Below are 26,752 nucleotides of genomic sequence, written 5' to 3' on the forward strand. Positions count from 1 at the left end.
CATTCAGGCACTGCATGAGACTTTGCCTGACGTAGCCGTAGATTAACCGGTCAAAAAGAATGTGAACAATTAGCGAAGACCCTGTAATTACTCGCTTAATCGAAAGCAGTCTTTAAGGGAATTTCTACCGTGTAAGTGTAGGGAGCGCTTAACAAGACTTATTAAGCGTTATTTACTTCTCCGTCGATATATAGCCAGCGTGCTTCGGCATTGCGCACGAAACGGCTCGTTTCGTGCAGACGGTGCGCGCGCCCGCCGACCTTGTAGCGCGCGACAAATTCGACGAGCGCATAATTCGCATCGGTCTGCTCGTGGCGCCTGATCTGCAGGCCGAGCCAGCGCGTGGCCGGATCGGCGGAGGCGTCGAGGTCGGGCGGACGGGTCTCGTCTGCCCACGTCGCGCGCAGATAAGGCGTGTCGCCGAGAACGTAGGCGGTGTAGCGCGAACGCATCAGTTCCATCGCCGTGGCGGGCAGGGCGCGGCCTTCGACGAATCGTGCGCAGCAGTCGGCGTAAAGCGGCGCGCGGTCGTTCGGCCGGCGTTCGGGCGACGCGCCGCCGCATGGGCATTCGAGCGGCTTCATTGATCGGCGTGCGGCATGTCGATGTGACGCGGCTGCGTGCGCACGCGTTCGAGCCACGCCCGGATGGCCGGATAACGCACGAGGTCGAGATTCGCTTCGCCCGCCACATGCGTGTAGGCATAGAGCGCGATGTCGGCGACGCTGTAGCACTCGCCGACGAAGTAAGTGCGCGTCGCGAGATGCGACTCCATCACGTCGAGCGCGCGGTAGGAGCCCGCGATCTTGTCGGGCAGGCGCGGATCGTCGGGTGTCTTCACGAACTGCAGGATGAAGCGCGCCACCGCGACGTTCGGCTCGTGGCTGTATTGCTCGAAGAACATCCACTGAAGCACCTGCGCGCGCGCGAGGCGGTCGGTCGGCATCAGCGGCGTGCCCTCGGCCAAGTAGCAGAGAATCGCATCCGATTCGGAAAGACACGTGCTGTCGTCGATCTGCAGCACCGGCACCTTGCCATTCGGATTGAGCGCGCGAAACGCATCGGTGCGCGTCGCGCCGTTCATCATGTCGACTTCGTGCCACACATACGGCAGATTCAATTGTTCGAGCGCGAGCCTCACCTTGTAGCAGTTGCCCGAAGCCGATACACCATGCACCTGATAAGTCACGAGCGGTTCCTTGAGACGTTGATTGTGTTGACGCTCACCAGTCGATCTTCGTGCCGTCGTATTGCACGAAGCTGCCGTTGAACTCATGGCGCATTGCACCGGCCTCCGCGATCACCGCGCGCATGCCGGCCACGCTGTGCGCGACGTCGATCGCCGCCGACGAGCCGCCCATCTCGGTGCGCACCCAGCCCGGATGCAGCGCGATGCAGGTGGAGTGCCGCGTTTCCAGCGACGCCACCTTGAGCACCGCGTTCAGCGCCGCCTTGCTCGCGCGATAGAGCCAGCCCGTCGTGCCGCTCGCCGTACTGATGCTGCCCATCCTGCTCGACAGCACGGCCAGCACGCCGCCCGCCGCATCGACGCGCGGCAGCAGCACGGGAATCAGTTGCATCGGGCCGCGCACGTTGGTGCGCATGACGTCGTCGAAGTCATCTGCGCTGATCGTCTGCACGCCTTCCGTGCGTGGGCCGTACACGCCCGACACGATCACCGCGACATCGAGCGTCTCGCCTTCCAGTTGCCACGCGAGCGCCGCGACTTGCTCGGGCTGCGCGACATCGAGTGTGAAGGTCTGCGCGCCGAGCGCGTCGAGCGCATGCAGCGACGCCTTGTCGCGCGCGGTGGCGAGCACGCGCCAGCCGTCGCGGCAATAGACACGCGCGAACTCGTGACCGATTCCACGCGAAGCGCCGACGATCAATACGGTTTTCATTTCGGGTCCTTGTCTGAAAGACTCAGAACAGCTCCACGCCCATCGCCGTCGCCTCGCCGCCGCCGATGCACAGGCTCGCGACGCCGCGCCTCAGTCCGCGTTCCTTCAGCGCGCCGATCAGCGTGACGAGAATGCGCGCGCCCGACGCGCCGATCGGATGCCCGAGCGCACAGGCGCCGCCGTGCACGTTCACCTTGTCGTGCGGCAGGTCGTGTTCGCGCATCGCGGCCATCGTCACGACGGCGAACGCTTCGTTGATCTCGTACAGGTCGACGTCGCTCGCACGCCAGCCGTTCTTCTCGAAGAGCTTGCGGATCGCGCCGACGGGCGCCGTCGTGAAGAGCGCGGGTTGCTGCGCGAACGTGCTGTGTCCCGCGACGCGCGCAAGTGGCGTTACGCCGAGGCGTCTGGCCGTCGATTCGCGCATCATCACGAGCGCCGCGGCGCCATCCGAAATCGACGACGAGTTCGCCGCCGTCACCGTGCCGTCCTTCGCGAATGCGGGCTTGAGCGTCGGGATCTTGTCGATGTTCGCCTTGAACGGCTGCTCGTCGCGATCGATGACGGTATCGCCCTTGCGGCCCTTCACCGTGACGGGCGCGATCTCCCACTTGAAGGAACCGTCGTCGTTTGCCCGCTGCGCGCGTCGCAGCGATTCGATCGCGAACGCATCCTGCGCTTCGCGCGAAAACGAATACGACGACGCGCATTGCTCCGCGAACGTGCCCATCAGGCGACCCTTTTCATAGGCGTCTTCGAGACCGTCGAGGAACATGTGATCGAGCACCTGGCCGTGTCCCATGCGCATGCCGGCGCGCGCTTTCGGCAGCAGATACGGCGCGTTCGTCATGCTCTCCATGCCACCCGCGACGGCCGTCTCGACGGAACCCGCGAGCAGCATGTCGTGCGCGAACATCGCGGCGCGCATGCCCGAGCCGCACATCTTGTTGACGGTGGTGCAGCCGGTCGCGAGCGTGAGGCCCGCGCCGAGCGCGGCCTGCCGGGCGGGCGCCTGGCCTTGGCCCGCGGGCAGCACGCAGCCGAACACGACTTCTTCGATCTGCTCGGGCGCGAGTCCCGCGCGCTCGCGGGCGGCCGAGATTGCCGCGGCGCCGAGTTCGGGCGCCGTCAGCGAGGCGAAGTCGCCCTGAAAGGCCGCCATCGGCGTGCGTGCCGCCGAAACGATGACGACCGGATCACGATGTGTCTCACTCATGTTTCAACTCCTTGATGACGCCTGCCACGACGGCAGGAATATCGCCGAGACGCGCGGCATCGGAGGCGAGCACGTCGTTCTCCGTCGAATGCGCGCCGCCGCGAGCCAGTGCTGCGATACACGATTGATACGCCGGTTCGATCTGGTCCGGCGCGCTGATCATCATGCCCATGTTGCGCATGCGGCCGTCGTGCACGCCGTAGGTCCAGCCGTGCACGGTGAGTTCCTGGCCGCGCGACCACGCATCGTCGACGATGGTCGTGCGGCACACGTTCAACGTCTGCTCGATGGTGTTCAGTTCGACGAGGCGCCGATGCCGCGCCGTGCCCATCGGCCATTCGTCGAGCAGTGTCGCGTGCTTCTCGCGCACGTCCTCGACGTGGCGCAGCCAGTTGTCCGCGAGACCGACGCGGTGTCCCATGAGCGCCGCGCCCACGCCCGAACAGCCATAGTGGCCGACCACCATGATGTGCTTCACCTTCAGCAGGTCGACGGCGAACTGGATCACCGACAGGCAGTTCAGGTCCGAGTGCACGACCACGTTCGCGATGTTTCTGTGCACGAACACTTCACCCGGCGGCAGGCCGATGATCTGGTTGGCCGGCACCCGCGAATCGGAGCAGCCGATCCACAGGTACTCGGGCGCCTGCTGGTGCGCGAGACGCGAGAAGTACTCGGGGTCTTCGGCGAGCACGCGCTTGACCCACGACGCGTTGTTGTCGAACAGATGCGCGAGCGGGTGTTGAGGATTGATGTTGTCGTCAGTCGGGTTCATGTTCGTGTTCGTATTCGTATGCGGGTTTGCCATCGCTCGCTCAGGCGGCGCGCGCTGTCTGGCCCTGCCCGAAACGCTCCGGATAGCGGATGCAGAATCGCGCGGACCGTTCATAGGGAAAGAAGTCGGCGAGTTCGCCGCGCAGCAACTGGTCCTTGTTCCTTTGCCACAGCGCGGGATCGAAGAAATCGGCGTGAAGGCGCATGAACGCCTCGCGCACGCGCGGATCGCCGAGCAGGAACGTATTGTAGGTTTCCGGGAAGATGTCGTGCGGCCCGACCGTATACCACGGCTCGCCCGACATCTCGTCTTCCTCGTAGCGCGGCGGCGGCACCGTGCGCACGTTGCAGTCGGTGAGGTACTCGATCTCGTCGTAATCGTAGAACACCACGCGGCCGTGTCGCGTCACGCCGAAGTTCTTGTAAAGCATGTCGCCGGGAAAGATGTTGGCCTGCATCAGTTCCTTGATCGCGTTGCCGTATTCCCTGATGCCGTGCTCGATGTCCGCGTCGCTGCCGTTTTGCAGATAGAGGTTGAGCGGCACCATGCGCCGCTCGATATACAGGTGCTTGAGGACGAGATTGTCGCCCTCGTATTCGATCATCGACGGCGCCTCGTTCTTCAGTTCGCGCATCAGCGTGTCGTCGAGTCTCGCGAGCGGCAGCGCGACGCTCGAATATTCGAGCGTGTCGGCCATGCGCCCGAGCCGGTCGTGGCGCTTGACGAGCTGGTACTTGTCCTTGATCTTCTTGCGCGTCGTTTCCTTCGGCGGCGGGAAATGGTCCTTGATCATCTTGAACACATACGGAAACGACGGCAGCGTGAACACGATCATCACCATTCCCTTGATGCCCGGCGCGACGACGAAGTGGTCGCTTGAATGCGAGAGATGATGCAGCAAGTCGCGATAGAACAGGTTCTTGCCCTGCTTCTGCAAGCCGACCGACGTGTAGATTTCCGCCTTCGGCTTGCCCGGCATGATCGAGCGCAGGAAATGCACATAGGCCGACGGCACTTCCATGTCGACGAGAAAGTACGAGTGCGAGAAGCTGAAGATGATCAGCAACTGCTCGCGGCTCAAGAGCACGGTGTCGAGCGCGAGCAGGCCAGGCCGCGTGTGGCGCACCGGCAAGGCGAACGGCACGACGCTGTCGCCGTTGATGATGCGGCCGACGATATATGCGGCCTTGTTGCGAAAGAAGAGCGAGGAGAGCGCATGAATCTGGAAGTTCGGCGCGGCCTTGAAGTCGCCGAGCACTTCGGCCATCGATTGCATCACGCATTGCACGTCGCGCGAGAGGTCTTCGAATGGCGGTTCGAGCTGGAAATTGGTGACGATGCGTTCGAGCGTCGCGGCGAGGCCGTCCCGCGCCGGGTAATACGCGCGATACGTCGGCTTTGCCGCGGGTTCGTCGTTCTCGATGTATTCGGTCGAGATGGCCGGGCGCACGAAGATGAAATCGTTGTTGAAGTACGAGCGATGCAGGATCTTGCAGCACACCGAGTTGAAGAACGTCTCCGCGCATTCCGGCTGCCGATGCGACGTGAGCAAGCCGATGTAGTGCAGCTTGATCTGCTGCCAGATTTCGTCATCGATATTCTCGGCGTCGTATTCGTCTTCGAGCAGCATCACGCATTCGTCCACGCGATCGTCATACGACATGATGCGCTCGCGCGCGAGCTGCTGCATGGCATGCCAGTCACACGCTTCGAAGAGCGTCTTCGCCTTGATGGCCGCATCGCGAAACACGCGATAGTGGCGGTCGAACCCTTCGAGCATCGTCTGCGCGACATCGAAGCCGATTTGCGACGAAAGCAGTTTGGGAAAGTGGTTCATGTCGACCTTGCACGTCGTGTCACGCCGCCCTGGATTTGCGCGCACGCTTTTCAGCGCTCGATGAAAGCAAGGCGCGGCCTTGCTGCTCGTACTGCGCGAGTTCCTCGAGCGTCGCGTCGAGGTCCTCCCGTTGCTGCTCCAGCACCTTGCGATGGGCGGCGATCGTGTCCAGAAACGCCTGCAATTGCGCGACGGTGCCGGTCGGCGAATCGTAGAGATCGAGCAGCGTGCGAATTTCCGAGAGCGTGAACCCGAGGCGTTTGCCTCGCAGCGTGAGCCGCAGCCGCGTGCGGTCGCGCGGCGCATAGACGCGCCGCAGGCCGCTCGGGCCTTCGCGCGTGGGCGCGAGCAGGCCCTGATCTTCGTAGAAACGAATGGCGCGCGGCGTGACGTCGAATTCGCGCGCCAGTTCGGTGATCGTGTAATGCGTCTGTTGTTTCATCGCGAGCGCGAGTATGAGCGCGATACGAGCGCGGACGTTAATATGTACGTTTACGTTATCGTCAACCTCGGCAAATTGCAACGGCGCCGCAACCCGGAGATCCATGCGCGAATGAACGCCCTCGAACATCAACTCGACTACGTCTTTGCCGACACGCTGCCCGACGCCGGCGACGTCATGGAAGCCGCGCCCGGCGTGTTCTGGGTGCGCATGCCACTGCCGTTCGCGCTCGATCACATCAACCTCTGGCTGATCCGCGACGAAATCGACGGCGTGCGTGGCTGGACGGTCGTCGATTGCGGCATCTCGGACGAGACGATTCGCGCGAACTGGGAGCGCGTGTTCGAGTCGCATCTTGACGGCCTGCCGGTGCTGCGCGTGATCGTCACGCATTGCCATCCGGATCATCTCGGCCTTGCGGACTGGATCTGCCGTGGCGGCGACAAGACGCGCTGGAATGCACGCCTCTGGATTTCGCTCGGCGAATACGCGATGGGCCGCGTGATGGCGGCCGGCGACGGTTCCAACGCGGGCGGCGAGCGCGCGGCGCGGCACTTCTCGCGACACGGCCTCATCGACGAAGCATCGCTTGACGCACTGAGAAAGCGCGATAGCTATTACCCCACGCTTGTGCCTTCGATGCCGCCGCAATTCAGGCGCATGCGCGACGGCGACACGCTCACGATCGGCGGCCGCGCATGGGAAGTGGTCACGGGCTACGGCCATTCGCCCGAGCACAGCGCGCTCTTTTGCGCGGAGTCGAGCGTGCTGATTTCCGGCGACATGGTGCTGCCGCGCATCTCCACCAATGTCTCGGTGTTCGACATCGAACCGGAAGGCAATCCGCTCGCGCTGTATCTGGAGTCGCTCGGCCGCTACGAGACGATGCCCGCGGATACGCTCGTGCTGCCTTCGCACGGCAAGCCGTTTCGCGGGATGCATACCCGCATCGCGCAGCTACGCGATCATCACAAGGCGCGCCTGGCCGAGGTGCACGAGGCTTGCGCGACAAAGCCGCACAGTGCCGCGGATATCGTGCCGCTGATGTTCAAGCGCAAGCTCGACATTCATCAGATGACGTTCGCGCTCGGCGAGGCGCTCGCGCACCTGCATCTGCTGTGGCTGCAAGGGGAGTTGAAGCGGGAAGTCGGCGACGATGGCGTGATCCGCTTTTCCCGCGCATGACCACGCCATTCACCGTTACTTACTGAACCGAAACGCTCGTGAAGTTCTGCCGCCCGAACGGGCTCACGCTATAGCCGCTCACGTTGGCGCGCGTGAGCGCGGCGGCCGTCGGATACGCGAGCGGAATCCACAGCGCCTGGTCGTGGATGATCTTTTGCGCGTCGATATAAGCCTTGGTCCGCTTGGCGACATCGGGCGTCGCCTTGCCGTCTGCGATCAGCTTGTCGAGCTGCGGATCGCAGTAACGCGCGAAATTGATGCCCGACTTCACCGCGTTGCAGCTAAATAGCGGCGAGAGATAGTTGTCCGGGTCGCCGTTGTCGCCGGCCCAGCCCATGAAGAGCATGTCGTGCTGGCCCTGCTTGGCTTCCTTGATCAGCTCGCCCCACTCGATCACTTTCACCTGCGCCTTCACGCCGATCTTCGCGAGATCCGCCTGCAAGAGTTCGGCGCCGGCCTTCGGGTTCGGATTCAGCACGCTGCCGTTCGGACGCACCCAGATCGTCGTTTCGAAGCCGTTCGGGAATCCCGCTTCGGCGAGCAGCTTCTTCGCCTTGTCCGCCGAATAGGCATACGGACTGACCGCCTTGTCGTAGCTCCACGTGTTCGGCGGATACGGATTCACGGCGGCGGTCGCGGTGTTTTCGAAGACGGTCTTCAGGTACGTCGTGCGATCGAATGCTTCGTTGAGCGCCTGGCGCACCTTCGGATTGTCGAGCGGCTTCTTCTGCGTATTGAGCGCGACGAACGCCGTCATGAACGCGGGCGTCTCGCTCACTTTCAGCGCCTTGTCCTTCTTGGCGTCGAGCACGTCCTGCGGTTTCGGCGAGAGCGCGATCTGGCATTCGCCCGCCTTGATCTTTTGCGCGCGCACGGCTGCATCCGGCGTGATCGCATAGATCAGGCGGTCGATTTTCGGCTTCGCGCCCCAGTACGACGGATTGACGTCGTAGCGGATCACCGAGTCTTTCGTATAGCTCTTCAAGACGAACGGGCCGGTGCCGATCGGCTTCGCGTTCAGGTCGGCTTGACGGTTCGCCTTCTGCAATTGGTCGGCATATTCGGCCGAATAGATCGACGCGAAACCCATCGTGAGGATCGGCACGAAAGTCGCGTTGGGCTCGTTCAGTTCGAACTTGACAGTGCTGTCGTCGACCTTGGCGACCGACTTGATCAGCTTCACGAGCCCCATCGACTGCGCGTGCGGAAAGCCGCTCGCGCCGGCGACCTTGTGCCACGGATTGCTCTCGGAGAGCATGCGCTCGAACGTGAACACGACGTCGTCGGCGTCGAGCGTGCGGGTGGGCTTGAAATACTCGGTGTTCTGGAACTGCACGTTCGGTCGCAGATGGAACGTGTAGGTGAGGCCGTCGTCGCTCACGTCCCACTTTTGCGCGAGCGCGGGCGTCACCTTCTTCGCGGCTTCGTCGTAGGAGACGAGCGTATTGAAGATCACGTCCGCCGACGCGTTGGTCGTGACGAGCGAATTGAACTGCACGACGTCGAAGCCGTCGGGGCTCGATTCGGTGCAGACGGTAAGCGGCTTCGCCAGGGCGAGTGCCGGCATGGCGACGAGCGCGGCGGCCGCAAGCATATTGAAGCGCATGAGTGGGCGCATGAGTTCTCCCGAGACCTTGAAGGTCGATTGATCGTTACGTTCGTTATCGTTCGACGACGACGCGCGAAGCCGGATGCAAGCCGCGCGCCCGCGCCGGTAGATTATCGAACGCGACCTTTGGCGACAACGATCGGATCGCCATATTCATATGCCCGCCGCGAGACGCGCCTTGCCGAATCGTGGCGCGCGGGCTACACTTCTCCCCGTCTTTGGGGAGTAGCCTTCCTTCCGCCTTCGGAAGGAGAACGCGTCAACATCCTCGGCTTTTCAGCCGTGGCGCGTTCGACCGCGAGTTCATCCGTTCGGTTTGGCGAGACCATTGATGCATCGTGTCGTTCCTGGTCGGACGGCGTGCGATGCATCATGGTTCGCTGACGTCCGACCGTGGAATCATCGTGTCCCCAGAACTCATAAAACAATCCCCCGCACGCGCCGTCACCCGCGCGAATCTCTTCGTGTACGCCTCGTCGCGAGGTGCCGCATGACGACGCTTTTCATCGAACTCGCGCTGATGCTGGCCGTCATTCTCGTGGCGTCCGAACTCTTCACCAACGCGCTCGAACACCTCGGCGAGCGGCTCGGCATTTCCGAAGGCGTGACCGGCTCGCTCTTCGCCGCCGTCGGCACGGCCCTGCCCGAAACGACCGTGCCGATCATCGCGCTGCTCGGCGGCACCGCGAGCCGGGCGGTCAACGAGGAAATCGGCGTCGGCGCGATTCTCGGCGCGCCGCTCATGCTCGCGACGCTGTCCACCTGCCTGATGACGCTCGCGATCCTGAAGTCGCGCGGCATGCGCGGCGTCATTGCGCCGGAGCGCAGCGGCTTCACGCGCGATCTCAACTTCTTCCTGTGCGCCTTCGCCATCGCGGCGGGCGCGATGTTCGTGCCGCACCACGCCTGGCAGGTGCGGGCGCTCTTCGCGGCGAGTCTCGTCGGCGTGTACGTGGTGTATGTGATATCGACGTTCAGGGCGTCGGCGGGACTCGTCGAAAGCGGGCACGGCACCGAGGCGCCCGAACGGCTGTTCGTCTCGCGGCTCGGCCTGCCGACTTCGCTTGCGACGATTGTGCTGCAGTTCGCCATCGGCATCGCGCTTCTGGTCGGCGGCGCGAAGGGCTTCATTCACGGCGTGGAAGGCGTGTCGCAGGTGCTGGGCGTATCGGCGCTGCTGCTGTCGCTGATCATCATTCCGATCGCCACCGAACTGCCGGAGAAAGTGAACAGCATCCTCTGGGCGCGGCGCGGCAAGGACACGCTCGCGTTCGGCAACATCACCGGCGCGATGGTGTTCCAGGGCACGCTGCTGCCGGCCATCGGCATCATGCTGACGCCCTGGGAGCCACGCATCGAAGTGCTCACGGGCGTGCTGATCACGCTCGCCGCGGCGCTCTGGCTGCGTTTTAACGCGCGGCGCAATGGCGTGGTGTTGTGGGCGCTGCTCGGCAACGGCGTGCTGTACGGTGCGTATCTCACGCTGACGCTCGGGCGCTGAAAAAGCGGCCGCACAAATAAGAATGCCCGCCGAGGCGGGCATCAAGAGCGAAGCATTGCGCCGTGCATCGACGCGTCGTTCTTGTTGTTGTTATTCAGGTTATCGGCGCTCGCCGGAAAAACTTTAGAAGCGCGCTGCCTGCTGATAGCGGCTCGCGGCGCTCGCGCGCTCCATCGAACGCCGATGATTCGCGACGAGCGCTTCCTGCGCGATCGCGGCCGCCTGCGTCACCGCTTCGATGCTCGACTGGATCTTGCGGATCGTCGCGAGCGCGTCGGCGGGTTGATCGGCTTGCAGCGACATCAGGAGCGGCGCACGCGCTTCGGCAAGTTCCGCCGCGCGCGTCCATTCGCAGTCCGCCACGGCCGTTTCGATGTCCCCGGTCAAACCCCAGGCTCGCTGAATCAGTTCGTGCTGGCTCATTGCTCGTCTTCCCGGTTACTTGTTGGTTGCCATCGCGCCGGCGCTGTTGGTGCCGCCGAAGAGCTGCGTGAGATAGCTCGACTGGTTCGACATCTGCGACATCAGCGTGTTGAGCGCGGTGAACTGCGCGTTGTACGACGTCGTGAGCTGCGCGGTGTAGGCGGTCAGTTGCGTCTGCTGATCGGCGATGCTCTGCAGGTCGGCGTTGAGCGCGGTCGTGCGCGTATCGATGATGCCGCCCGTCTGCAGGAACGACGTCAGGCTGGTGTTCAACGTCGCGGCGACGCCGGTCGTCGAATTGAAGAGCGAGGCGACCGTGCCGGGGTTGCTCGTCAGCGCCGCCTTGAGCGCGTCTTCGTCGGTTTTCAGCGAACCGTCGGGCTGCAGCGTGATGCCGATCGAGGCGAGGTTGACCTGGTTCGCCCCCACGCCCACGCCCTTGCTGATCGTGCTCGACAGCGTGTTGCGGATCATGTTCATCATCGAGTCGCCGAGCAGCGCGCCGCCCTGCGAGCCCGCGCTTTGCGTCGAATCGAAAGCCGTCAGCGACGATGCCGTGCTGATGAAGTTGTTATAGGCCGTGACGAATCCGTCAATGGCGGTCTGCTGCCCGGTCGTGTCCTGCGCGACCGTGAGCGTCTGCGTGGTGCCGACCGCATCGGCGGTGAGCGTCAGCGAAACGCCCGTCAGCGCGCCCGTGACCGTGTTGGTCGAGCTCGTTGCGGCCGTGCCGGCGATCGTGAAATTGGCGTCCATGCCGGCCGTCGTTTGCGTCCAGTTCGACGAATTGACGGCGGTTTGCGCGGGCGTCGTGACGCCGTTCGAGGTCGTGGCGGCGGTGTAGGTGGTCGCGACGTTGAGATTGCTCAGGCCGTTGTCGGTGGTCGGCGTGACCGTCACGTTGATGCCGTTCGTCTGGCCCGTCGACGAGGAGCGCAGCACGAGGTGCGCGCCGTCCGTCCCGTTGACGATGGTGGCCGTGACGCCGGGGTTGCCCGTGCCCGAGTTGATCGCGGAAGCGATGCCCGCGAGCGTGTTGTTGGTCGAATCGATGTTGACCGACATGCTCTTGCCGCCGATCGACAGGTTCATCGTGCCCGTGCCGAGCTGCGCCGTGCTGCTGAACGCGCCCGAGGTGATCGATTGCGACGTGGCGATGTTGCTCACCGAAACGGCGTAGCTGCCCGCCACCGCGCCGGTGCTTGCCGTGCCCGTCAGGCCCTTGCCGCTGCCGGTCGCCGTGAAGGCGTTGAGCGTGGTGCCGTCGGCGAGCGAGCTGGCGGCGCTTTGCAAGAGCGACAGCACGGATTTCAGCGTGCCGACCGCGGTGAGTTGCGTGTTGTCCTTGGTTTGCTTCGAGGTGAGCGCGTCGGTCTGACCCGCCACCTTGGCATTGACGATCGCGGTAACGAGGGAGTTCACGTCCATCGACGAATTGGTCGAGCCGCTGATGATCGACTGGGCGGCCTGCTGGACTGCACTGTTCGGGTCGACTGTGGACGCCGACGTGGTTGCTACCGTGGACATGTATGACTCCGCTCCTGGCGTGTGCCTGATCGGTTGAGGAATGCCTGCTCAGAAATGACGATGTGATGCGTAAAACAGAAATGCCGATCGGGAGGCAAGCCTCCCGGTGTACTTCGGCCGGCGCGCGGTACGGCTCGCGCGCCGGTCATGGCCGTGACGATGCTTAGCCGAGGAGCTTCAGGACCTGCTGGGGCATCGAGTTCGCTTGCGCCAGAACCGAGATGCCTGCCTGTTGCAGCACTTGCGCCTTGCTCAGGTTCGCGGTTTCCTGCGCGAAGTTCGCGTCGGTGATCTGCGATTGAGCGGACGACAGGTTGGTGGCCTGCGCGGTCTGCGTGGCGGCTACCGAACTGAAGCGGTTCTGCACGGCGCCGAGCTGTGCCTGCAATGCGTTGACCGAGTTGAGCGCGTTGTCGACCGCTTCGATCGCGGACGATGCACCGTCGGTGCCGCTGATGTCGATCTCCGACACTTGGGGCGGCTTGCTGTTCGCGTTCAGCGTCGCGAGTTCCGTCGTTTGTGCGGTCGTGGCCGACGGCACGTTGGTCGTGTTGAGCGAGATGCTGCCAGCGCTCGTCAGGTTGCCGAATACGTTCGACGAATTGAACGACTGGGTTGCCGAGGTCGTGCCGTCGCCGAGGGACTTGTTGTCCTGGTCGGTGAACGTGTAGCCGCCATTGCCGTCGGCGATCACGTTGATCGAGGTGATCGAAGCACCCGTCGTGACGTTGGCGCCCGAAGCGTTCAGCGACAGACCGTCGACCGTTCCGACGACCGTGCCCTTCTGCGGGTTGCTGCCGCCAAGCGACAGGGCCGAGACGTTTGCGCCCGTGCCGAGGTCGATCGTGATCGACTGGCCGACGTTCGCGCCGACCTGGAACGTCTTGCTGCCGGCGGTGCCGTCGAGCAGGTTCGTGCCGTTATACGTCGTTTGCGACGAGATGCGGTTGATTTCGCTGATACGCTGCGTCACTTCCTTTTGCAGCGAGGTCTTGTCGGCCGTCGAGAGCGAGCCGCTCGATGCTTGCACGGCGAGCTGGCGAATACGCTGCAGGTTGTCCGTGATCTGGCTGAGACCGCTCGATGCCGTCTGGACCATCGACACGCCGTCGTTGGCGTTCGACACGCCCTGGTTCAGGCCGTTGATCTGCGAGGTCATGCGCGAAGCGATGGCGAGGCCTGCTGCGTCGTCGGCTGCGCTGTTGATGCGCTTGCCCGACGAAAGGCGCGTGATCGCCGACGACAGGGCGCTCTGCGTGCCATTCAGGTTTTGCTGGGCGACCAGCGAGTTGATGTTGCTGTTAATACCGATCATGTTAGTTCTCCAATGAGGCCGGGCAGGTGTTTCGTCTGTTGACAAAGCCGTTTGTGGCGGAAGCGTCCGTCGTTTTGTCTGGCCGCTTGTTTAGGTTTTCGGCCCGCCTTTGGCAAACTTTAGGCATCTCGTTGCATTTGCCTGTGGAATGTCAAAGAAGCCTTATGCCGCGCGGCTTCCGAGGGGGCAAACGTTTGTCGCCGCCCACCCGGATCGCACGCCGGACAGCCCGAACCGGACCGCGGCGGACGGTTTTGCCGACGCCTCAGGCGTCGAACGTGGCGGGTGCTTCGCCTGCGCACCAGCGCTGCCACATCGTGCGCACCGCGCGCGAAAAACCCGCGGCCACCGTGTCCGCCGCGAACGACGGCGACTGCATGCAACGCTTGCGCATGCCGTCGCGAATCTCCGCGAGCCCCTGTATATCGGCAGCGCGCGCCAGACCCTTAGCCACGAAGTCGGCGCTGTCCTTCGCGACGAAGTCGTCGAGCCCCGCATGGGAGAGCGCCGAGATGCTGCCGCGGCTCGCGATCAGGTCGCCCGGGACGGTAAGCGTCGGCACGCCCATCCACATGGCCTGCAGCGTGGTCACGCCGCCGGCGTAGGGGAACGTGTCGAGCGCGATGTCGACGTCGAGGTGATGGGCGAGATACCTTTCCAGTTGCGCGCGATGGCGGAACTCGATGCGGCTCGCATCGACGCCTTCCTTGGCGAACCAGTCGGTGAGAATCGTGTGGCTGTTGTCGCGCGGCATGCCGGCGATCATCAGCCGGGCGTCCGGCAGCGCCCGCAGCAGTTCGGACCAGAGCGCGATGGTGCGCGGACGCAGCTTGTTGAAGCGGTTGAAGCTGCCGAACGTGAGGTAACCGTTGGAAAGCGCGGGAAGCGCGTTGACGCGCGGCGCGGCTTCCGACGGCTGGAAGGCCGCGAACGCAGGCAGATAGGCGATCTTCTCGGTGAACTGGCCGTCGATCTGCTCGCGCGGCACATAGAAGCGATCGGCGATGTAGTAATCCATCGACGTCATGCCGGTCGTGCCGAGATAGCCCATCCAGGTCGCCTGGACGGGCGCCGGCTTGCGCGCGAACGTCAGGAGCCGGTTGTAGCCGGTATGGCCCGACAGGTCGATCAGCACGTCGATGCCGTCCGCGCGGATCTTGTCGGCGAGCGCGCCATCCGTGAGGCCGGAAATGTCGTGCCAGCGCTCGACGAGCAGACGCAGCCTATACGTGACTTCGTCGTTCACCGAGCGGTTGTAGTAGGCGTGCACGGACACGCTCGGATCGTTCGCCAGATGGCGGAACACCGGCTCCATGAAGACGGCGACGGGGTGCTTGTTGAAGTCGCCGGACACGAAACCGACGCGGATGCGGCGGTTCGGATCGATGGCGTTGCGATGCTTCTTCCAGGTGCGCAGAAGCGGCTTCTCGCATTGCTCGGCGAAGTACAGATGCTGCCGGAAAAGCGCTTTCGGATCGATGTCGTCCTTGTGCGTCAGGCAGAACAGCATGTTCTCGTGCGCGCTTTCGACGTTCGGCTTCAGTTCGATCGCGCGCCGGTGATGCGCCTCGGCCTCGTCGATGAGACCCTGGTCCAGCAGGATGACGCCGAGCGTGTCGTGAGCCTGCGCCGAGCGCGGATCGATGTCGATCGCACGGCGGCACGCCGCCTGCGCGTCGTCGAGACGCAGCGTGGAGCGCAGGGTCATGGCGAGGATGCGGTGCGCCTCGCCATAGTTCGGGTCCTGCGCGATCATCGTGCGGCACTCGGCTTCGGCTTCGAAGAACTTGTCGCCCAGACGCAGGGCGTCCGCGAGGATGCGGCGAGCGTCGATGAAATCGGGCCGCAGTTCCAGCAGACGGCGCAGCGCGGCGATGCCGCGTTTCAGATCCATCAGCTTGACGGAACCGACGCCCACGATCTCCCAGCCGAACGCGAACGCCGGATCGCGCGCGACGAGCGTGCGCGCGAGCGCGACGGCTTCCTCGATGCGTCCGGCGGAATAATGCGCGCGCAGCTGGCTGAGTTCCTGGGGCGTGGGCGACGTGCGGCCATCGGCTGTCGCGACGGCTTCGCGCTCCTGGGTCGCCTCGCGCAGGTCCGCGGCGAGCCGGTCGATCGCCGGGCCGTTCACGCCTTGCGTGCGCGCGAGGTCGAGCACGAGATTCGCCGCGGCGACCTGACCGCTGCGCGTCAGTACGTCGATATAGTTGGCCCAGTAGATGTGCTGCGTCGGGTCGGTGCCAATGGCGGTTTCGAAGAACGGCACCGACGCCGCGTACTGGCCGCGCTGCGCGGTCAGTATGCCCAGGTTGAAGTTGGCGTCGGCGTGCGCGGGCCGCGCGTCGAGTATCAGGCGATACAGCGATTCGGCCTCGTCGAGGTGCAAGGTCTGATGCCGCTCGATGGCGGCCTCGAGCACCTGCGCGAGGTCCCGATCGATCTCCTGTTCTTCGGTGCGCGTTCTGCGGGCAGACGGCTCGTTCGATCCGCTAAATTCGTTCGGTGCGTTCATGGTCTCGGCAATACAGGGATGTTGCGGAATTATCGGCGTGCGTCCCGGTAAGCGAAGCGCTGAACTGGACTGGAAAAGCGCCCCTGTTCGTACGATTCCCCCGGCCGCCCGGCCGTCGGCGCGCGCCAGCAGCCGCGGGCATTCGCGCGTATGCTTTTTCGTCCGTCCCATCGCTACCGGAGCCCTCATGCAAAAACGCACCATTGGAACCTCGGACCTGCAGGTCGCGCCGCTCGTCTTCGGCGGCAACGTGTTCGGCTGGACCGCCGACGAGCGCACATCGTTCTCGATCCTCGATGCCTTCGTCGACCACGGCCTGAATTTCGTCGATACCGCCGACGTCTACTCCGCCTGGGTCGACGGCCACACGGGCGGAGAGTCGGAGACGATCATCGGCAAGTGGTTCAGGCAAAGCGGCAAGCGCGACAAGATCGTGCTCGCGACCAAGGTCGGCATGTTGAGCACGCGGGCGGGGCTGTCGGCGGCGAACATCGCGGCGGCCGTCGACGAATCGCTGCGGCGCTTGCAAACGGATTACATCGATGTCTATTTTTCGCACCTCGACGACGACAAGACGCCGTTCGACGAGACGCTCGGCGCGTATCAGAAGCTGATCGACGCGGGCAAGGTGCGCGTGATCGGCGCGTCGAACTACTCGGGCGCGCGGCTGGAAGAGGCGTTGCAAGTCGCGAAGGACACGGGTTTGCCGGCGTACCAGGTGCTGCAGCCCGAATACAACCTGTACGACCGCGAAGGCTACGAAACCGGTCTCGAACCGGTCGCGGCGAAGCACAAGATCGCCGTCGTGACATATTTCAGCCTGGCGAGCGGCTTTTTGAGCGGCAAATACCGTTCGAAGGACGATTTGAAAAACGCGGCGCGTGGCTCGCGGGTCGAGAAATATCTGAACGACCGCGGCCTGAAAATCGTCGATGCGCTCGTCGACGTCGCCAAGCGGCACGACACGACGCCCGCGACCGTGGCGCTCGCGTGGGTGATCGCGCGACCGAGCGTGACGGCGCCGATCGCGAGCGCAACGTCCGTCGAACAGCTCGAAAGTCTGGCCGCGGCGACGCGCCTCACGCTTTCCGCCGATGACATCGACCTGCTCGATCGTGCGAGCGCACCGGCGAAGTAGCCGAAAAATCCAATCACATCAGAGAGTTGGGATGCTTGGCGATTCGCAAGCTATCTGGTAACATCGCGCCCGAATCGAGATTTTTGCCCGACGGCGCGGTGTTTCTGCGCTGCGCCCGGCGGCCCGAAGTGCGTCATTTCAGAAGTTCTTCTCGAGTGCGCATGCCGCTTCGGCGGACAATCCCAACTCTCTCTTTTCCGGCCTCCGTGGCCGCTTTGCTCGTGTCCGCCGTGTTGGGCGGACGATCGGAGTGCCGGCGCGTGGTACGGGCCGCAAGGTCCGTCCTCGCAGTCAGAAATACGTTTAGCGATTTAGGAATTCCATGACCACTATTGTTTTGAAAGAAAACGAGCCGTTCGACGTGGCGATTCGCCGCTTCCGTCGCACGATCGAAAAGAACGGCCTGATCGCAGAACTGCGTGAACGCCAGTCGTATGAAAAGCCGACGACGGCTCGTAAGCGCAAGAAGGCAGCGGCCGTGAGCCGTCTGCGCAAGCGCCTGCGCAGCCAGATGCTGCCGAAGAAGATGCACTAAGTGTCTGTCTTCGCGCCGCGGCCGTAACAAGCTGCGGCAAGGCAAAAAGGCGGTGCGACCCTCGGGTCGTACCGCCTTTTTGCTTTATCTCGGCGTGTTCGCGATGAAAGTCAGATGAACGCGCGGCGCTTGCCCAAGGCCGTCAGCAGATGAGGCCACTGTTCTACGCTGGCGTCGTCGTGAACCTGTTCCAGCTCGCACAGCAACTCGACGATGCCCGGATCGTACGCGTTCACGTCCGATGCATAGAGCGCGCGCAGCAGCTTGCCGTCCTGCGCGTGCCGATAGTACGAAATGCCGGTGCCCTCGATGTCCGGATGATAGACATCGTCGCTCACGAGCGATCCGATCGCGCACTTGCGGCCATTCGGGCTGCGCAGCCGGCACGAGCCGTTGTCGTCCTCCGACACGGCCCGCTGGTGCAGCAGATGAGCGCATACGCGCTCGTAAATGTCTCTTGCGGTCAACATCACAACACCTGCAATCCTCACGCAGCGGTTTTCAAAAGGTCGGCCGAGAGGCCGAATTGACGCGCGATCGATGCCAGCCGCTCGCGCCATTCCCATTTGCCGAACACGTCGTGCACGTTCTGCAGACAACTGAGCAGCTCGACCGTGGTCGGATCGAACACGTTGATGCGCGAGCGCAGCAGCGCCCGCTTGAGTGCCGCCACGCCGACGTCCATATAAGGCGGCACGCCTTCCGGCGTCTTCGCGATGTAGCGGATGGGTACACCTTCCATCGCGGTCATGTAGTCGCGCGGCTTGATGAAGTTGCCGACCGGGCAGCCACCGCAATAACCGCGATACGCGCCGCCGCCGTGCGGCAGCAGGGCGGCTTGCCCCTGACCGAACAGATGCAGTACGGCGCGGTTGAAAATCTCCTGATGTGTCAGGAAGTTAAGGCTTTTCATGTTCGTTCCCCCTGCGCCCCTGCGCAGCGGCCAATCGTTGAATTTCGAGCAACCCGCACTTTCAGTATCGGACGTCGATGACGGTCTGACCGAGCGCCCGCGTACATAAACGACGCGATGTATCGAGTCCTGAATCTACTTCCGGCGCTGCGATTTTCCCGGCCCGGGTGCTCCGATTCGGGCGCCCTGTCGTGCTCGCGAGGCGATCGTCCTTGATGAAGGACCCTGTCTCAATTCCAAGTTATAGCGAATCGGGCCGGTAAAAAAGTGCGTCAGCACAGGCAAGTGCGCAATTCTGACACGGTGCGAACGATCGTGCACCGCGTCAAATCTGCAGCGATCCATTACCGGGCAAGCAATTCCGCGTGCTTCACCGCAAAAAAAGCGGCCTCTATCAGGACTTTCCCGGGTGCCAGAAAAAAATGCCCCTAAATGTTGCGAAAAAGCAAAAGTTTCCGGTTATGAAATGACTAATTGGCGCCGGCAGCGGGTGCTGCCGGCTTGTTCGCTGATTGACGGCGCGTCTTCGCGGTTCCTGCTTGGGTCGCGCTTCGGCAAAGGCAGTTTTTCTCGTGGTCGTTGACCATGCCGGTTGCCTGCATGAACGCGTAGCAGATGGTCGTGCCGACGAATTTGCAGCCGTACTGCTTGAGCGCGCGGCTGAGCGCGTCGGATTCGGGCGTCGATGCGGGCGCGTGGCTGTAGGAATCGCGCGGCGTGTCGATGGGCGCGTCGCCGACGAAAGACCATACGAAAGCGGCGAACGAACCGTGCTCGGCCTGAATCCGCTTGATCGCGTGCGCGTTGAGAATCGCCGATTCGACCTTCGCGCGATTGCGCACGATGCGCGCGTCGCCGATGAGTCGCGCCACGTCCTTTTCCGTGAAAGCGGCGACCTGATCGAGGTCGAAATCCTTGAATAGATCGCGATAACCTTCGCGCTTGTTCAGGATGGTCGACCACGAAAGCCCGGCCTGCGCGCCTTCGAGCACGAGCATTTCGAAAAGATGGCGGTCGTCGCGCGAGGGGACGGCCCATTCGGTGTCGTGGTAATGGGCCATCGCGTCCGTCGACGCCCAGCCGCAGCGGTGCTGTTCCTTTGCCATCGTCCTTTCCCCGGATTGGTGTCTGCCAGCATAGCGGAATGAGCGACGCCGGCCACCTCGTCCATTCGGCCAATTGGCGGCGCGCGGCCGCCCCGGTAAGCTTCCGGGCATGACTCATTCAGACCTTGCAAAACACTATCTGCTCGGCGTCGACGGCGGCGGCAGCGGCACTCGTGTCGTCCTCGCGGACGCACACGGAAACGAACTCGCCCGCGCGATCGGCGGTCCATCGGGCCTCGGACTCGGCGTCGAACGCGCCTGGCGCGAGATCGAAGCGGCCTGCGCGCGCGCGTTCGAAGCGGCGTCGGTTCCCTTCGACTGGCGCGCGTGCGCCCTCGGCTGCGGACTTGCGGGCGTGAACCACGCTGGCTGGCTCGCGCAGTTCCACGCGATGGCGCCCGCGGTTCGCGCGCTCGCCGTCGAAAGCGACGCGTACACCACGCTGCTCGGCGCCCACGGTGGCAAGCCGGGCGTGATCGTGGCGCTCGGCACGGGCAGCATTGCGGCGGCGCTGGACGCAAAGGGCGCGTGCCGGATCGCGGGCGGCTACGGCTTCCCGAGCGGCGACGAGGCGAGCGGAGCGTGGCTCGGCCTGCGCGCCGTCGTGCATCTGCAGCAGGTGCTCGACGGCCGCGCGCCGCCGGACGCCTGGTCCGACGCGCTCTTCGCGCTGACCGGCGAGCCGGATCGCGACGGCCTGGTCGTCTGGTGCAGCGGGGCCAATCAGACGGCCTACGCGACGCTCGCGCCGAGCGTCTTCGAGCATCGCGCGCATCCGTCGGCCGCAGCGCTCCTTGCCGACGCCGGGCGCGAAATCGAAAAGCTGGTCGCCGCGCTGGACCCGCACGCCGCGCTCGACGTGGCGCTGTGCGGCGGCCTCGCCGTCCCCTTCGAGCCGTTCGTGCCGGGCGGACTGCGCGGGCGTCTGCGCGCGCCACTCGCCGATTCGGCTGCCGGCGCGCTGCAACTCGCCCGACGCGCGGCGGCCGGGGCGGGCGCGCATCGGGGAACGCCGGCCGCTTCGGGCGGTGCAGGCTAGAATGTCAGGCTTCCCGTTCGCGCGCACACCGAAGGCATCCATGTACCCAGTCATCGCCACCGATCTCGACGGCACGCTCCTCAACAGCGACCATCAGGTCGATCCCTTCACGATCGAAACCGTTCGCCGGCTCGAAGCGAGCGGCATTCGCTTCGTGATCGCGACGGGGCGCCATTATCGCGATGTCGCCGGCATTCGTGATCTGCTGGGTATCGAGGCGTACCTGATTACGTCGAACGGTGCGCGCGTGCACGCCCCAGACGACACGCGCATCTATTCGCGCGACCTCGATCCGGCGGCGGTGCGGCGTCTCGTGCAGCCGGATCTCGCGGGCGGCGGCGGGCGCGTGATCGTCAACCTGTTCGCCGACGACGCCTGGCTGATCGACCGCCATGCGCCCGAACTGCTGGTCTTCCATCAGGATTCGGGTTTCAAGTACGAAGTCATGGATCTGCGCGAGCACGACGGCGAGGGCGTCGCGAAGGTGCTCTACATCGGCGAACCGAAGGACCTGAAGGAAACGGCCGCGAATCTGGAGCGCGAATTCGGCGACGCGCTCTACGTCACGTACTCGCTGCCGGACTGCCTCGAAGTGATGACCGCGGACGTCTCGAAGGGGCGCGCGTTGCGCTTCGTGCTCGACAAGCTCGATCTCGATCCAACGAACTGCGTCGCGTTCGGCGACAACATGAACGACATCGACCTGCTCGAAACGGCCGGGCATCCGTTCATGATGAACAACGCGAATCCCGATCTGATCAAGCGTCTGCCGGATGTGCAACGGATCGGCAACAACTTCGAGGCGGGCGTGGCGCACCATCTGCGCAAGCTCTTCGGCATCGTCGACGAACTGGCTTCGCCGGGGCAAATACCGGACTGAACGGGCGATGAGCGCCGTCAGCAGATGAAAAGGGAGCGCCGTGGCGCTCCCTTTTTCCGTCAGACGTTATCCGCGATGGTTCCAGCCGCCGCGGTCGTTGCGCCAGCCAGGGCCGTTGTTCCAGCCGGTGCGGTTCCAGCGACCGTTGTCGTGACGGTCGTCGTGCCAGCGCGGCTCGTCATGGTGCCAGCGCGGCGCGCTGTACACCGGGGCGGGACGCACGTACACCGGGCGCGGCTGCACGTAGGCCGGGGCATAGACGGGTGCGCCGAGCGAAACACCGATGCTCACGCCGGTATGCGCCTGGGCGACGCCGACGGCGCCCACTGCAAGACCGGTCGCTACGAGAAGATGAGTGACGATGCGCTTCATATTGTTTCTCCTGGATGGCGACGTCTGTCGCATGAGTCCAATTTAAGCGTCCGCCGTCTTACATGCTTCGACCAGTTGTTACCGTCTGCAAGTGGGGCGTAAGGCTTTGCGCGCATAGGGAAATCCGGCGCGCGCGGTCGCAGAGCCTTGTCGGTATTGGCTCGGCGCATTGGGTGCCGAGGCGGCGGTGCGCGACGCCGCGAATCCGGCGGGCGCTCTTGTAAACGGGCATTACATTTGTCGCCGTCAATTCATATTCCGATGGCGCCGCACAACGAAAACGGGCGCCGAAGCGCCCGTTTTCCACTGCGTTGTCGCGGAGAATTCCGCGCGCGTTCAGCGCTTGTCGCGCGCCAGCAGCGGATACACGACGCCCGCGATGACCGCACCGACGATCGGCGCAACCCAGAACAGCCACAACTGCCCGAGTGCCGCGCCGCCGACGAAGAGCGCCGGTCCCGTCGAGCGGGCCGGGTTCACCGACGTGTTGGTGACCGGAATCGAGATCAGGTGAATCAGCGTCAGGCACAGGCCGATCGCGATCGGGGCGAAGCCGGCCGGTGCACGGCTGTCCGTCGCGCCGAGAATCACGAACAGGAAGAAGAATGTCATCACGACTTCGCAGACGAGCGCCGCGATCATCGAGTACTGGCCCGGCGAGTGCTCGCCGAAGCCGTTCGTCGCGAAGCCGCTCGCGACCAGATCGAAGCCGGGCGCGCCGTTCGCAATCACCGACAGAACGTACGCGCCGAGAATCGCGCCGAGCACTTGCGCGACGATGTACGGCACGAGGTCGCGCGCCGGGAAACGGCCGGCTACCGTCAGGCCGACGCTCACCGCCGGATTCAGGTGGCAACCGGAGATGTGACCGATGGCGTACGCCATCGTGAGGACGGTGAGACCGAAGGCGAGCGAGACGCCCGCGAGCCCGATGCCCACGTGCGGGAAGGCGGCCGCGAGCACGGCGCTTCCGCAGCCGCCGAGCACCAGCCAGAACGTACCGAACATTTCAGCGCCGAGGCGCTTTGTCAATTGCATGATGCTGCTTATCCTAAAAAGGTTGATCCAGCCGCGTAATCGAGATTGCGATATAACGAGATTGCGATATAACGAGACGGCGGCCTGACGAATAACGGACTTGATTTACGTCCATTCCGGTCCGAAGTTTAATGTCGGTGGAACAGGCCGTTTGTCAACAATGGTTAACTGGCTTTTAACTCGTCCAATTATTTTCGGGATAAACCCGCGTCGGGCGTCGACCTGTTTAAATGCCGATATCGAGAGCTATCGAAAGCGATGAATTGCATCTTTTTGTCGGCCCGGATAGGCTCTCGTCCCAATCCGATTCAATAAAGAGGAAGATCGCCATGTCGAAATATCTGGAACTGAAAGCGCAAATATCGAATCTTCAGGCGCAGGCCGAGAGCGTGCGGCAGGAGGAAGTCGAGGCGGTCGTCGCGCAGATCCGACGGCAGATCGTCGAATACGGGCTGACGCCGCAGGATCTCGGGCTGGCCGTCGCCAAGCGCGGCCGGCCACCGAAAAAGGAACCCGCGCCGCCGATGTATCAGGACCCGAAGTCGGGCAGCACCTGGAACGGCCGCGGCAAACCGCCCAACTGGATTTCCGGAAAGAATCGCGAGCGCTTTCTTATCGTTCGATGAGCGCGCGGTGTTTCGTTATTGCAAAATGCAAAAAAATGCCGCCTCGAAAGGCGGCATTTCGTGTGTCGATTGGCTCGACGTCTTAATGCGCATTCGGATTAAATAAGATACGTCTTATCCTTGCGCATTAAAGCCGGACTTTAGCCCACTGCAACCTGACGCAAAACCGGACGCTTTGCGGCCTGAAGCATCGACGCATAGCTGTCGACGTAATTCTGCGCCATCGTCTTCGAACTGAAACGGCGTTCGAATTGCGCGCGGATTTCCGTGCGCGACAACTCGTCGAGACGTTGCAGCGCGCCGACGGCACCCTGCACGTCCTCGCAGATATAACCCGTCACGCCGTGGTCGATCACTTCCGGCACGGAGCCGCGATTGAACGCGATCACCGGCGTGCCGCACGCCATCGCCTCGATCATCACGAGGCCGAACGGCTCGTTCCAGTCGATCGGGAACAGCAGCGCCTTCGCGCCCGACAGGAATTCCGGTTTCTGCGCCTCGTTGATCTCGCCGACGAATTCGACGTGCGCCTGCGACAGTAGCGGCTCGATCGTCGACTTGAAATATTCCTGGTCGGCCTTGTCCACCTTGGCGGCGATCTTCAGCGGCAGACCGCTTTGCGCGGCGATCTTGATGGCGAGATCGGCGCGTTTTTCCGGACAAATGCGACCGAGGAACGCGAGATATTCAGGCTTCTTGCTGGTCTGCGGCGTCAGCAGGTTCTCCGGCAGGCCGTGGTAGATCGTGTTCAGCCACGCTGCTTGCGGCAGCGGCACGCGCTGCGAATCGGAGATCGAGATCACCGGCGCCTTCGTGAACGTGTTGAAGATCGGCTGCAGTTCCGGCAGGTCCAGGCGGCCGTGCAGCGTCGTGACGAACGGCGTGTCGAGCTGCGAGAACAGCGAAAACGGCATGTAGTCGAGGTGAAAGTGCAGCACGTCGAATTCATGCGCGCGCTGGCGGACCGTTTCGAGCAGCAGCATGTGCGGCGCGATCGCGTCGCGGATCGACGGATCGAGGCGCAGCGCACGCGGCCACGCCGCTTCGAGCGTTGCCTTGGTTTGCGAATCGCCGCTCGCGAAAAGCGTCACATCGTGGCCGAGGTCGACGAGAGCGTCGGTGAGGTAGGAGACTACGCGCTCGGTGCCGCCGTAGAATTTCGGGGGAACTGCTTCGTGCAACGGTGCAATTTGTGCGATTCGCATATCGTGACTCTCCTGTTCATGAGGGCACCGCATATTCACGCCCCGGTCGAGCGTTGACGCGCATGCCTGTCGGACGGACAACGGTTTGCCGCCGTCCGAAAATCGGCCCGGAAATCGACCGGGTTATCCCTTACGTTCATTATCGATAACGAGCCCGGTATTTCACGTCATTTTTCAATCGCTTAACCTTGTTACAGGACGAAACACCGCCTGTTACGAAGCGTGCAAATCGCGCGAAAACCCCGTGGTTAAAGGCTTTGCACACAATGGCAACGAATTACACCGTAGCGGGCGCCGCGACACTTCAGCAGTTTTCGGGCCAAGCCCGACGCAGCGGGGCCCCGCAGGCAGGGCCTGCGCGGGCTTTTCACCCGATCCCTTCAGTTATTTCAAACCCTGCCGATAATCCGGCATGCACGAGTGAAACACGCCGTTTAATTCCGTGTAGGAAATATTCCTACACGGAATTACGTATCGCGCTGCCGGCAAATCGGAATGTTTGTCCGATACCGCGCCGCCGTTGATTCGCCGAAAATCCGCCTGAAGATTAAAGGAGCGGGCGCGATATTCCTTTTTGCATGTCGGGAATTCGAGCAAACGTTTCCACATAGGCCAGACCAGGCACGGATTCGACTCGGGGAAAAAATGACGAACAGTAATGCCAGCATGCTTGCGGAAATCCGCGAGCTGAATCTGTCGTACTTGCTGCTCGCGCAACGCCTTCTTCAGGAAGACCGGCCTGGCGCGATGTTTCGCATGGGACTGTCGCAGCCGATCGCCGATGTCCTCGCGTCGCTGAATCTGGCGCAGCTCGTGAAAATCGCAGCGTCGAGCCAGATTCTGTGCCGCTTCCGCTTCGACGACCACACGATCCTCTCCTCGCTCGCCGACAAGGGAAAAAGCGCCGCGCTCGCGCAATCGCACGCGGCCATCCTGATGGCGAACCAGCCGGCCGGCGAGATCGGCTGAACGGCGCGCGCGGGCTCAACGGGTTTTATCAGCAAACGCACGGTCCAGTTTTTTTTATGGCGACAAAAAGCGTGGTGGCGGAAGTCCGCGAGATCACCCTGGCGATCGAACTGATCGAACTGGGCGCGCGGCTGCAACTGCTCGAAGCGGAGACGAACCTGTCGCGCGACCGGCTCATCCGCCTCTATAAGGAACTGAAGGGCGTTTCGCCGCCGAAAGGCATGCTGCCGTTCTCGACCGAATGGTTCATGACCTGGCAGCCGAACATCCATTCGTCGCTGTTCTACGGCATTTACCGGTTCATCAGCCAGCACGGCGGCTGCGACACGATCCAGTCGATCGTGAAGAGCTACCGGCTCTATCTCGAACACATCGAGCTGCACGGCGACGAGCCGATCCTGAGCCTCACGCGCGCATGGACGCTCGTGCGCTTCTTCGACTCCGGCATGTTGCAGACCAGCACCTGTTCGCGCTGCACCGGGCATTTTGTCGCACATGCGTACGACTTGCGCCAGGGCTATGTCTGCGGGCTATGCCAGCCGCCGTCGCGCGCGGGCAAGACGCGCAAGGCGAGCGCGGCGCGCGCGGCCGAAGCCGAAGCCCGAGCCCAAGCCGGCGCGGCAGGCGAGGCCGAACTCGCGGCCTAGCCGCCAAGCATCGTCGCGACGATCGTCGCGCGCCCCCG

General features: G+C 63.5%; 27 protein-coding genes and 1 riboswitch. Of the genes, 9 read left to right on the forward strand and 18 right to left on the reverse strand.

Annotation, left to right across the window (positions count from 1 at the left end):
* Nucleotides 1-161: 161 nt before the first annotated feature.
* The 7 genes from QCE48_RS00790 to QCE48_RS00820 are packed head-to-tail and all read right to left on the reverse strand — an operon-like array spanning nt 162 to nt 6,171.
* On the reverse strand, nt 162-584 hold the full coding sequence (locus QCE48_RS00790; protein ID WP_309786664.1) for a YchJ family metal-binding protein: 423 nt from the start codon (nt 582-584) through the stop codon (nt 162-164).
* Nucleotides 581-1,189, reverse strand: coding sequence for a glutathione S-transferase family protein (locus QCE48_RS00795; protein ID WP_309786663.1), 609 nt, complete (start codon nt 1,187-1,189; stop codon nt 581-583). The genes QCE48_RS00790 and QCE48_RS00795 overlap by 4 nt, the downstream gene beginning before the upstream one ends.
* A gap of 34 nt (nt 1,190-1,223) precedes the next feature.
* Nucleotides 1,224-1,901, reverse strand: coding sequence for an SDR family oxidoreductase (locus QCE48_RS00800; RefSeq protein WP_309786661.1), 678 nt, complete (start codon nt 1,899-1,901; stop codon nt 1,224-1,226).
* A 22-nt stretch (nt 1,902-1,923) separates the two neighbouring features.
* A complete protein-coding gene (locus QCE48_RS00805) occupies nt 1,924-3,117 on the reverse strand; it encodes an acetyl-CoA C-acetyltransferase (protein ID WP_309786660.1) in 1,194 nt (397 codons plus the stop codon).
* Nucleotides 3,110-3,892, reverse strand: coding sequence for a carbonate dehydratase (gene can, locus QCE48_RS00810; protein ID WP_309786658.1), 783 nt, complete (start codon nt 3,890-3,892; stop codon nt 3,110-3,112). The genes QCE48_RS00805 and can overlap by 8 nt, the downstream gene beginning before the upstream one ends.
* A gap of 40 nt (nt 3,893-3,932) precedes the next feature.
* Complete coding sequence (aceK, locus tag QCE48_RS00815) at nt 3,933-5,729, reverse strand: bifunctional isocitrate dehydrogenase kinase/phosphatase (RefSeq protein WP_309786656.1); 1,797 nt, start codon at nt 5,727-5,729, stop codon at nt 3,933-3,935.
* Between the two features lie 19 nt (nt 5,730-5,748).
* Nucleotides 5,749-6,171 carry a MerR family DNA-binding transcriptional regulator gene (locus tag QCE48_RS00820; RefSeq protein ID WP_309786654.1) on the reverse strand — a complete coding sequence of 141 codons (423 nt, stop codon included), beginning with the start codon at nt 6,169-6,171 and terminating at the stop codon, nt 5,749-5,751.
* 111 nt (nt 6,172-6,282) lie between these two features.
* On the opposite strand from QCE48_RS00820, the gene QCE48_RS00825 reads away from it, so the two are divergent.
* Nucleotides 6,283-7,356, forward strand: a complete 1,074-nt coding sequence (locus QCE48_RS00825; RefSeq protein ID WP_309786652.1) for an MBL fold metallo-hydrolase — start codon at nt 6,283-6,285, stop codon at nt 7,354-7,356.
* 19 nt (nt 7,357-7,375) lie between these two features.
* On the opposite strand, the gene QCE48_RS00830 is transcribed toward QCE48_RS00825, so the two are convergent.
* Complete coding sequence (locus QCE48_RS00830) at nt 7,376-8,962, reverse strand: ABC transporter substrate-binding protein (protein ID WP_309788309.1); 1,587 nt, start codon at nt 8,960-8,962, stop codon at nt 7,376-7,378.
* Nucleotides 8,963-9,173: 211 nt separating this feature from the next.
* A riboswitch (yybP-ykoY riboswitch) is annotated at nt 9,174-9,350 on the forward strand.
* A gap of 105 nt (nt 9,351-9,455) precedes the next feature.
* Between QCE48_RS00830 and QCE48_RS00835 the strand changes: the two genes are divergently transcribed.
* Nucleotides 9,456-10,466: a sodium:calcium antiporter gene (locus QCE48_RS00835; RefSeq protein WP_309786650.1), complete on the forward strand. Its 1,011-nt coding sequence runs from the start codon at nt 9,456-9,458 to the stop codon at nt 10,464-10,466.
* Nucleotides 10,467-10,589: 123 nt separating this feature from the next.
* On the opposite strand, the gene QCE48_RS00840 is transcribed toward QCE48_RS00835, so the two are convergent.
* The 4 genes from QCE48_RS00840 to QCE48_RS00855 form a co-directional block, all read right to left on the reverse strand.
* On the reverse strand, nt 10,590-10,889 hold the full coding sequence (locus tag QCE48_RS00840; protein WP_309786648.1) for a flagellar protein FliT: 300 nt from the start codon (nt 10,887-10,889) through the stop codon (nt 10,590-10,592).
* Between the two features lie 15 nt (nt 10,890-10,904).
* On the reverse strand, nt 10,905-12,416 hold the full coding sequence (gene fliD, locus QCE48_RS00845; protein WP_309786646.1) for a flagellar filament capping protein FliD: 1,512 nt from the start codon (nt 12,414-12,416) through the stop codon (nt 10,905-10,907).
* A 163-nt stretch (nt 12,417-12,579) separates the two neighbouring features.
* Nucleotides 12,580-13,731 carry a flagellin gene (locus tag QCE48_RS00850; RefSeq protein ID WP_309786644.1) on the reverse strand — a complete coding sequence of 384 codons (1,152 nt, stop codon included), beginning with the start codon at nt 13,729-13,731 and terminating at the stop codon, nt 12,580-12,582.
* Between the two features lie 265 nt (nt 13,732-13,996).
* Nucleotides 13,997-16,246 (reverse strand): tetratricopeptide repeat protein, encoded by a 2,250-nt coding sequence (locus tag QCE48_RS00855; protein WP_309786642.1) that lies wholly within the window; start codon nt 16,244-16,246, stop codon nt 13,997-13,999.
* A gap of 187 nt (nt 16,247-16,433) precedes the next feature.
* Between QCE48_RS00855 and QCE48_RS00860 the strand changes: the two genes are divergently transcribed.
* Nucleotides 16,434-17,384, forward strand: coding sequence for an aldo/keto reductase (locus tag QCE48_RS00860; protein WP_309786640.1), 951 nt, complete (start codon nt 16,434-16,436; stop codon nt 17,382-17,384).
* A 322-nt stretch (nt 17,385-17,706) separates the two neighbouring features.
* On the forward strand, nt 17,707-17,919 hold the full coding sequence (gene rpsU / locus QCE48_RS00865) for a 30S ribosomal protein S21 (protein WP_035942296.1): 213 nt from the start codon (nt 17,707-17,709) through the stop codon (nt 17,917-17,919).
* A gap of 110 nt (nt 17,920-18,029) precedes the next feature.
* Here the strand turns inward: rpsU and QCE48_RS00870 are convergent, their stop codons facing one another.
* The 3 genes from QCE48_RS00870 to QCE48_RS00880 form a co-directional block, all read right to left on the reverse strand.
* The gene (locus tag QCE48_RS00870) at nt 18,030-18,389 is read right to left on the reverse strand and encodes a hypothetical protein (RefSeq protein WP_309786638.1); all 360 of its coding nucleotides are present in this window, start codon (nt 18,387-18,389) and stop codon (nt 18,030-18,032) included.
* Nucleotides 18,390-18,406: 17 nt separating this feature from the next.
* Nucleotides 18,407-18,832 carry a hypothetical protein gene (locus QCE48_RS00875; RefSeq protein ID WP_087629193.1) on the reverse strand — a complete coding sequence of 142 codons (426 nt, stop codon included), beginning with the start codon at nt 18,830-18,832 and terminating at the stop codon, nt 18,407-18,409.
* A gap of 470 nt (nt 18,833-19,302) precedes the next feature.
* A complete protein-coding gene (locus tag QCE48_RS00880; RefSeq protein ID WP_309786636.1) occupies nt 19,303-19,938 on the reverse strand; it encodes a DNA-3-methyladenine glycosylase I in 636 nt (211 codons plus the stop codon).
* A 109-nt stretch (nt 19,939-20,047) separates the two neighbouring features.
* On the opposite strand from QCE48_RS00880, the gene QCE48_RS00885 reads away from it, so the two are divergent.
* Both QCE48_RS00885 and QCE48_RS00890 read left to right on the forward strand, forming a co-directional pair.
* Nucleotides 20,048-20,977: a BadF/BadG/BcrA/BcrD ATPase family protein gene (locus tag QCE48_RS00885; RefSeq protein ID WP_309786634.1), complete on the forward strand. Its 930-nt coding sequence runs from the start codon at nt 20,048-20,050 to the stop codon at nt 20,975-20,977.
* Between the two features lie 40 nt (nt 20,978-21,017).
* Nucleotides 21,018-21,857 (forward strand): Cof-type HAD-IIB family hydrolase, encoded by an 840-nt coding sequence (locus QCE48_RS00890; protein WP_309786632.1) that lies wholly within the window; start codon nt 21,018-21,020, stop codon nt 21,855-21,857.
* Between the two features lie 66 nt (nt 21,858-21,923).
* Here QCE48_RS00890 and QCE48_RS00895 read toward each other — a convergent pair whose 3' ends face one another.
* Together QCE48_RS00895 and aqpZ are read right to left on the reverse strand one after the other, a co-directional pair.
* Nucleotides 21,924-22,229 carry a hypothetical protein gene (locus QCE48_RS00895; RefSeq protein ID WP_309786630.1) on the reverse strand — a complete coding sequence of 102 codons (306 nt, stop codon included), beginning with the start codon at nt 22,227-22,229 and terminating at the stop codon, nt 21,924-21,926.
* Between the two features lie 336 nt (nt 22,230-22,565).
* Nucleotides 22,566-23,267: an aquaporin Z gene (gene aqpZ, locus QCE48_RS00900; RefSeq protein ID WP_309786628.1), complete on the reverse strand. Its 702-nt coding sequence runs from the start codon at nt 23,265-23,267 to the stop codon at nt 22,566-22,568.
* A gap of 329 nt (nt 23,268-23,596) precedes the next feature.
* Here aqpZ and QCE48_RS00905 point away from each other — a divergent pair, with 329 nt between their 5' ends.
* Nucleotides 23,597-23,893: an H-NS histone family protein gene (locus QCE48_RS00905; protein ID WP_309786625.1), complete on the forward strand. Its 297-nt coding sequence runs from the start codon at nt 23,597-23,599 to the stop codon at nt 23,891-23,893.
* 140 nt (nt 23,894-24,033) lie between these two features.
* On the opposite strand, the gene QCE48_RS00910 is transcribed toward QCE48_RS00905, so the two are convergent.
* Complete coding sequence (locus QCE48_RS00910) at nt 24,034-25,098, reverse strand: glycosyltransferase family 4 protein (RefSeq protein WP_309786623.1); 1,065 nt, start codon at nt 25,096-25,098, stop codon at nt 24,034-24,036.
* A gap of 645 nt (nt 25,099-25,743) precedes the next feature.
* On the opposite strand from QCE48_RS00910, the gene flhD reads away from it, so the two are divergent.
* Both flhD and flhC read left to right on the forward strand, forming a co-directional pair.
* Nucleotides 25,744-26,067 carry a flagellar transcriptional regulator FlhD gene (gene flhD, locus QCE48_RS00915; RefSeq protein ID WP_309786620.1) on the forward strand — a complete coding sequence of 108 codons (324 nt, stop codon included), beginning with the start codon at nt 25,744-25,746 and terminating at the stop codon, nt 26,065-26,067.
* Between the two features lie 56 nt (nt 26,068-26,123).
* On the forward strand, nt 26,124-26,714 hold the full coding sequence (gene flhC, locus QCE48_RS00920; RefSeq protein WP_309786618.1) for a flagellar transcriptional regulator FlhC: 591 nt from the start codon (nt 26,124-26,126) through the stop codon (nt 26,712-26,714).
* Nucleotides 26,715-26,752 lie beyond the last annotated feature (38 nt).

It is taken from the genome of Caballeronia sp. LZ024 (assembly GCF_031451455.1).
GTDB lineage: Bacteria > Pseudomonadota > Gammaproteobacteria > Burkholderiales > Burkholderiaceae > Caballeronia > Caballeronia telluris.

What these genes read in the sequence shown, in the direction of transcription:
- QCE48_RS00790 (WP_309786664.1), bottom strand. Translation starts at nt 584, where the DNA reads ATGAAGCCGCTCGAATGCCCATGCGGCGGCGCGTCGCCCGAACGCCGG.
- QCE48_RS00800 (WP_309786661.1), bottom strand. Translation starts at nt 1,901, where the DNA reads ATGAAAACCGTATTGATCGTCGGCGCTTCGCGTGGAATCGGTCACGAG.
- QCE48_RS00805 (WP_309786660.1), bottom strand. Translation starts at nt 3,117, where the DNA reads ATGAGTGAGACACATCGTGATCCGGTCGTCATCGTTTCGGCGGCACGC.
- can (WP_309786658.1), bottom strand. Translation starts at nt 3,892, where the DNA reads ATGAACCCGACTGACGACAACATCAATCCTCAACACCCGCTCGCGCAT.
- aceK (WP_309786656.1), bottom strand. Translation starts at nt 5,729, where the DNA reads ATGAACCACTTTCCCAAACTGCTTTCGTCGCAAATCGGCTTCGATGTC.
- QCE48_RS00820 (WP_309786654.1), bottom strand. Translation starts at nt 6,171, where the DNA reads ATGAAACAACAGACGCATTACACGATCACCGAACTGGCGCGCGAATTC.
- QCE48_RS00825 (WP_309786652.1), top strand. Translation starts at nt 6,283, where the DNA reads ATGAACGCCCTCGAACATCAACTCGACTACGTCTTTGCCGACACGCTG.
- QCE48_RS00830 (WP_309788309.1), bottom strand. Translation starts at nt 8,962, where the DNA reads ATGCGCTTCAATATGCTTGCGGCCGCCGCGCTCGTCGCCATGCCGGCA.
- QCE48_RS00835 (WP_309786650.1), top strand. Translation starts at nt 9,456, where the DNA reads ATGACGACGCTTTTCATCGAACTCGCGCTGATGCTGGCCGTCATTCTC.
- QCE48_RS00840 (WP_309786648.1), bottom strand. Translation starts at nt 10,889, where the DNA reads ATGAGCCAGCACGAACTGATTCAGCGAGCCTGGGGTTTGACCGGGGAC.
- fliD (WP_309786646.1), bottom strand. Translation starts at nt 12,416, where the DNA reads ATGTCCACGGTAGCAACCACGTCGGCGTCCACAGTCGACCCGAACAGT.
- QCE48_RS00850 (WP_309786644.1), bottom strand. Translation starts at nt 13,731, where the DNA reads ATGATCGGTATTAACAGCAACATCAACTCGCTGGTCGCCCAGCAAAAC.
- QCE48_RS00855 (WP_309786642.1), bottom strand. Translation starts at nt 16,246, where the DNA reads ATGAACGCACCGAACGAATTTAGCGGATCGAACGAGCCGTCTGCCCGC.
- QCE48_RS00860 (WP_309786640.1), top strand. Translation starts at nt 16,434, where the DNA reads ATGCAAAAACGCACCATTGGAACCTCGGACCTGCAGGTCGCGCCGCTC.
- rpsU (WP_035942296.1), top strand. Translation starts at nt 17,707, where the DNA reads ATGACCACTATTGTTTTGAAAGAAAACGAGCCGTTCGACGTGGCGATT.
- QCE48_RS00870 (WP_309786638.1), bottom strand. Translation starts at nt 18,389, where the DNA reads ATGTTGACCGCAAGAGACATTTACGAGCGCGTATGCGCTCATCTGCTG.
- QCE48_RS00875 (WP_087629193.1), bottom strand. Translation starts at nt 18,832, where the DNA reads ATGAAAAGCCTTAACTTCCTGACACATCAGGAGATTTTCAACCGCGCC.
- QCE48_RS00880 (WP_309786636.1), bottom strand. Translation starts at nt 19,938, where the DNA reads ATGGCAAAGGAACAGCACCGCTGCGGCTGGGCGTCGACGGACGCGATG.
- QCE48_RS00885 (WP_309786634.1), top strand. Translation starts at nt 20,048, where the DNA reads ATGACTCATTCAGACCTTGCAAAACACTATCTGCTCGGCGTCGACGGC.
- QCE48_RS00890 (WP_309786632.1), top strand. Translation starts at nt 21,018, where the DNA reads ATGTACCCAGTCATCGCCACCGATCTCGACGGCACGCTCCTCAACAGC.
- QCE48_RS00895 (WP_309786630.1), bottom strand. Translation starts at nt 22,229, where the DNA reads ATGAAGCGCATCGTCACTCATCTTCTCGTAGCGACCGGTCTTGCAGTG.
- aqpZ (WP_309786628.1), bottom strand. Translation starts at nt 23,267, where the DNA reads ATGCAATTGACAAAGCGCCTCGGCGCTGAAATGTTCGGTACGTTCTGG.
- QCE48_RS00905 (WP_309786625.1), top strand. Translation starts at nt 23,597, where the DNA reads ATGTCGAAATATCTGGAACTGAAAGCGCAAATATCGAATCTTCAGGCG.
- QCE48_RS00910 (WP_309786623.1), bottom strand. Translation starts at nt 25,098, where the DNA reads ATGCGAATCGCACAAATTGCACCGTTGCACGAAGCAGTTCCCCCGAAA.
- flhD (WP_309786620.1), top strand. Translation starts at nt 25,744, where the DNA reads ATGACGAACAGTAATGCCAGCATGCTTGCGGAAATCCGCGAGCTGAAT.
- flhC (WP_309786618.1), top strand. Translation starts at nt 26,124, where the DNA reads ATGGCGACAAAAAGCGTGGTGGCGGAAGTCCGCGAGATCACCCTGGCG.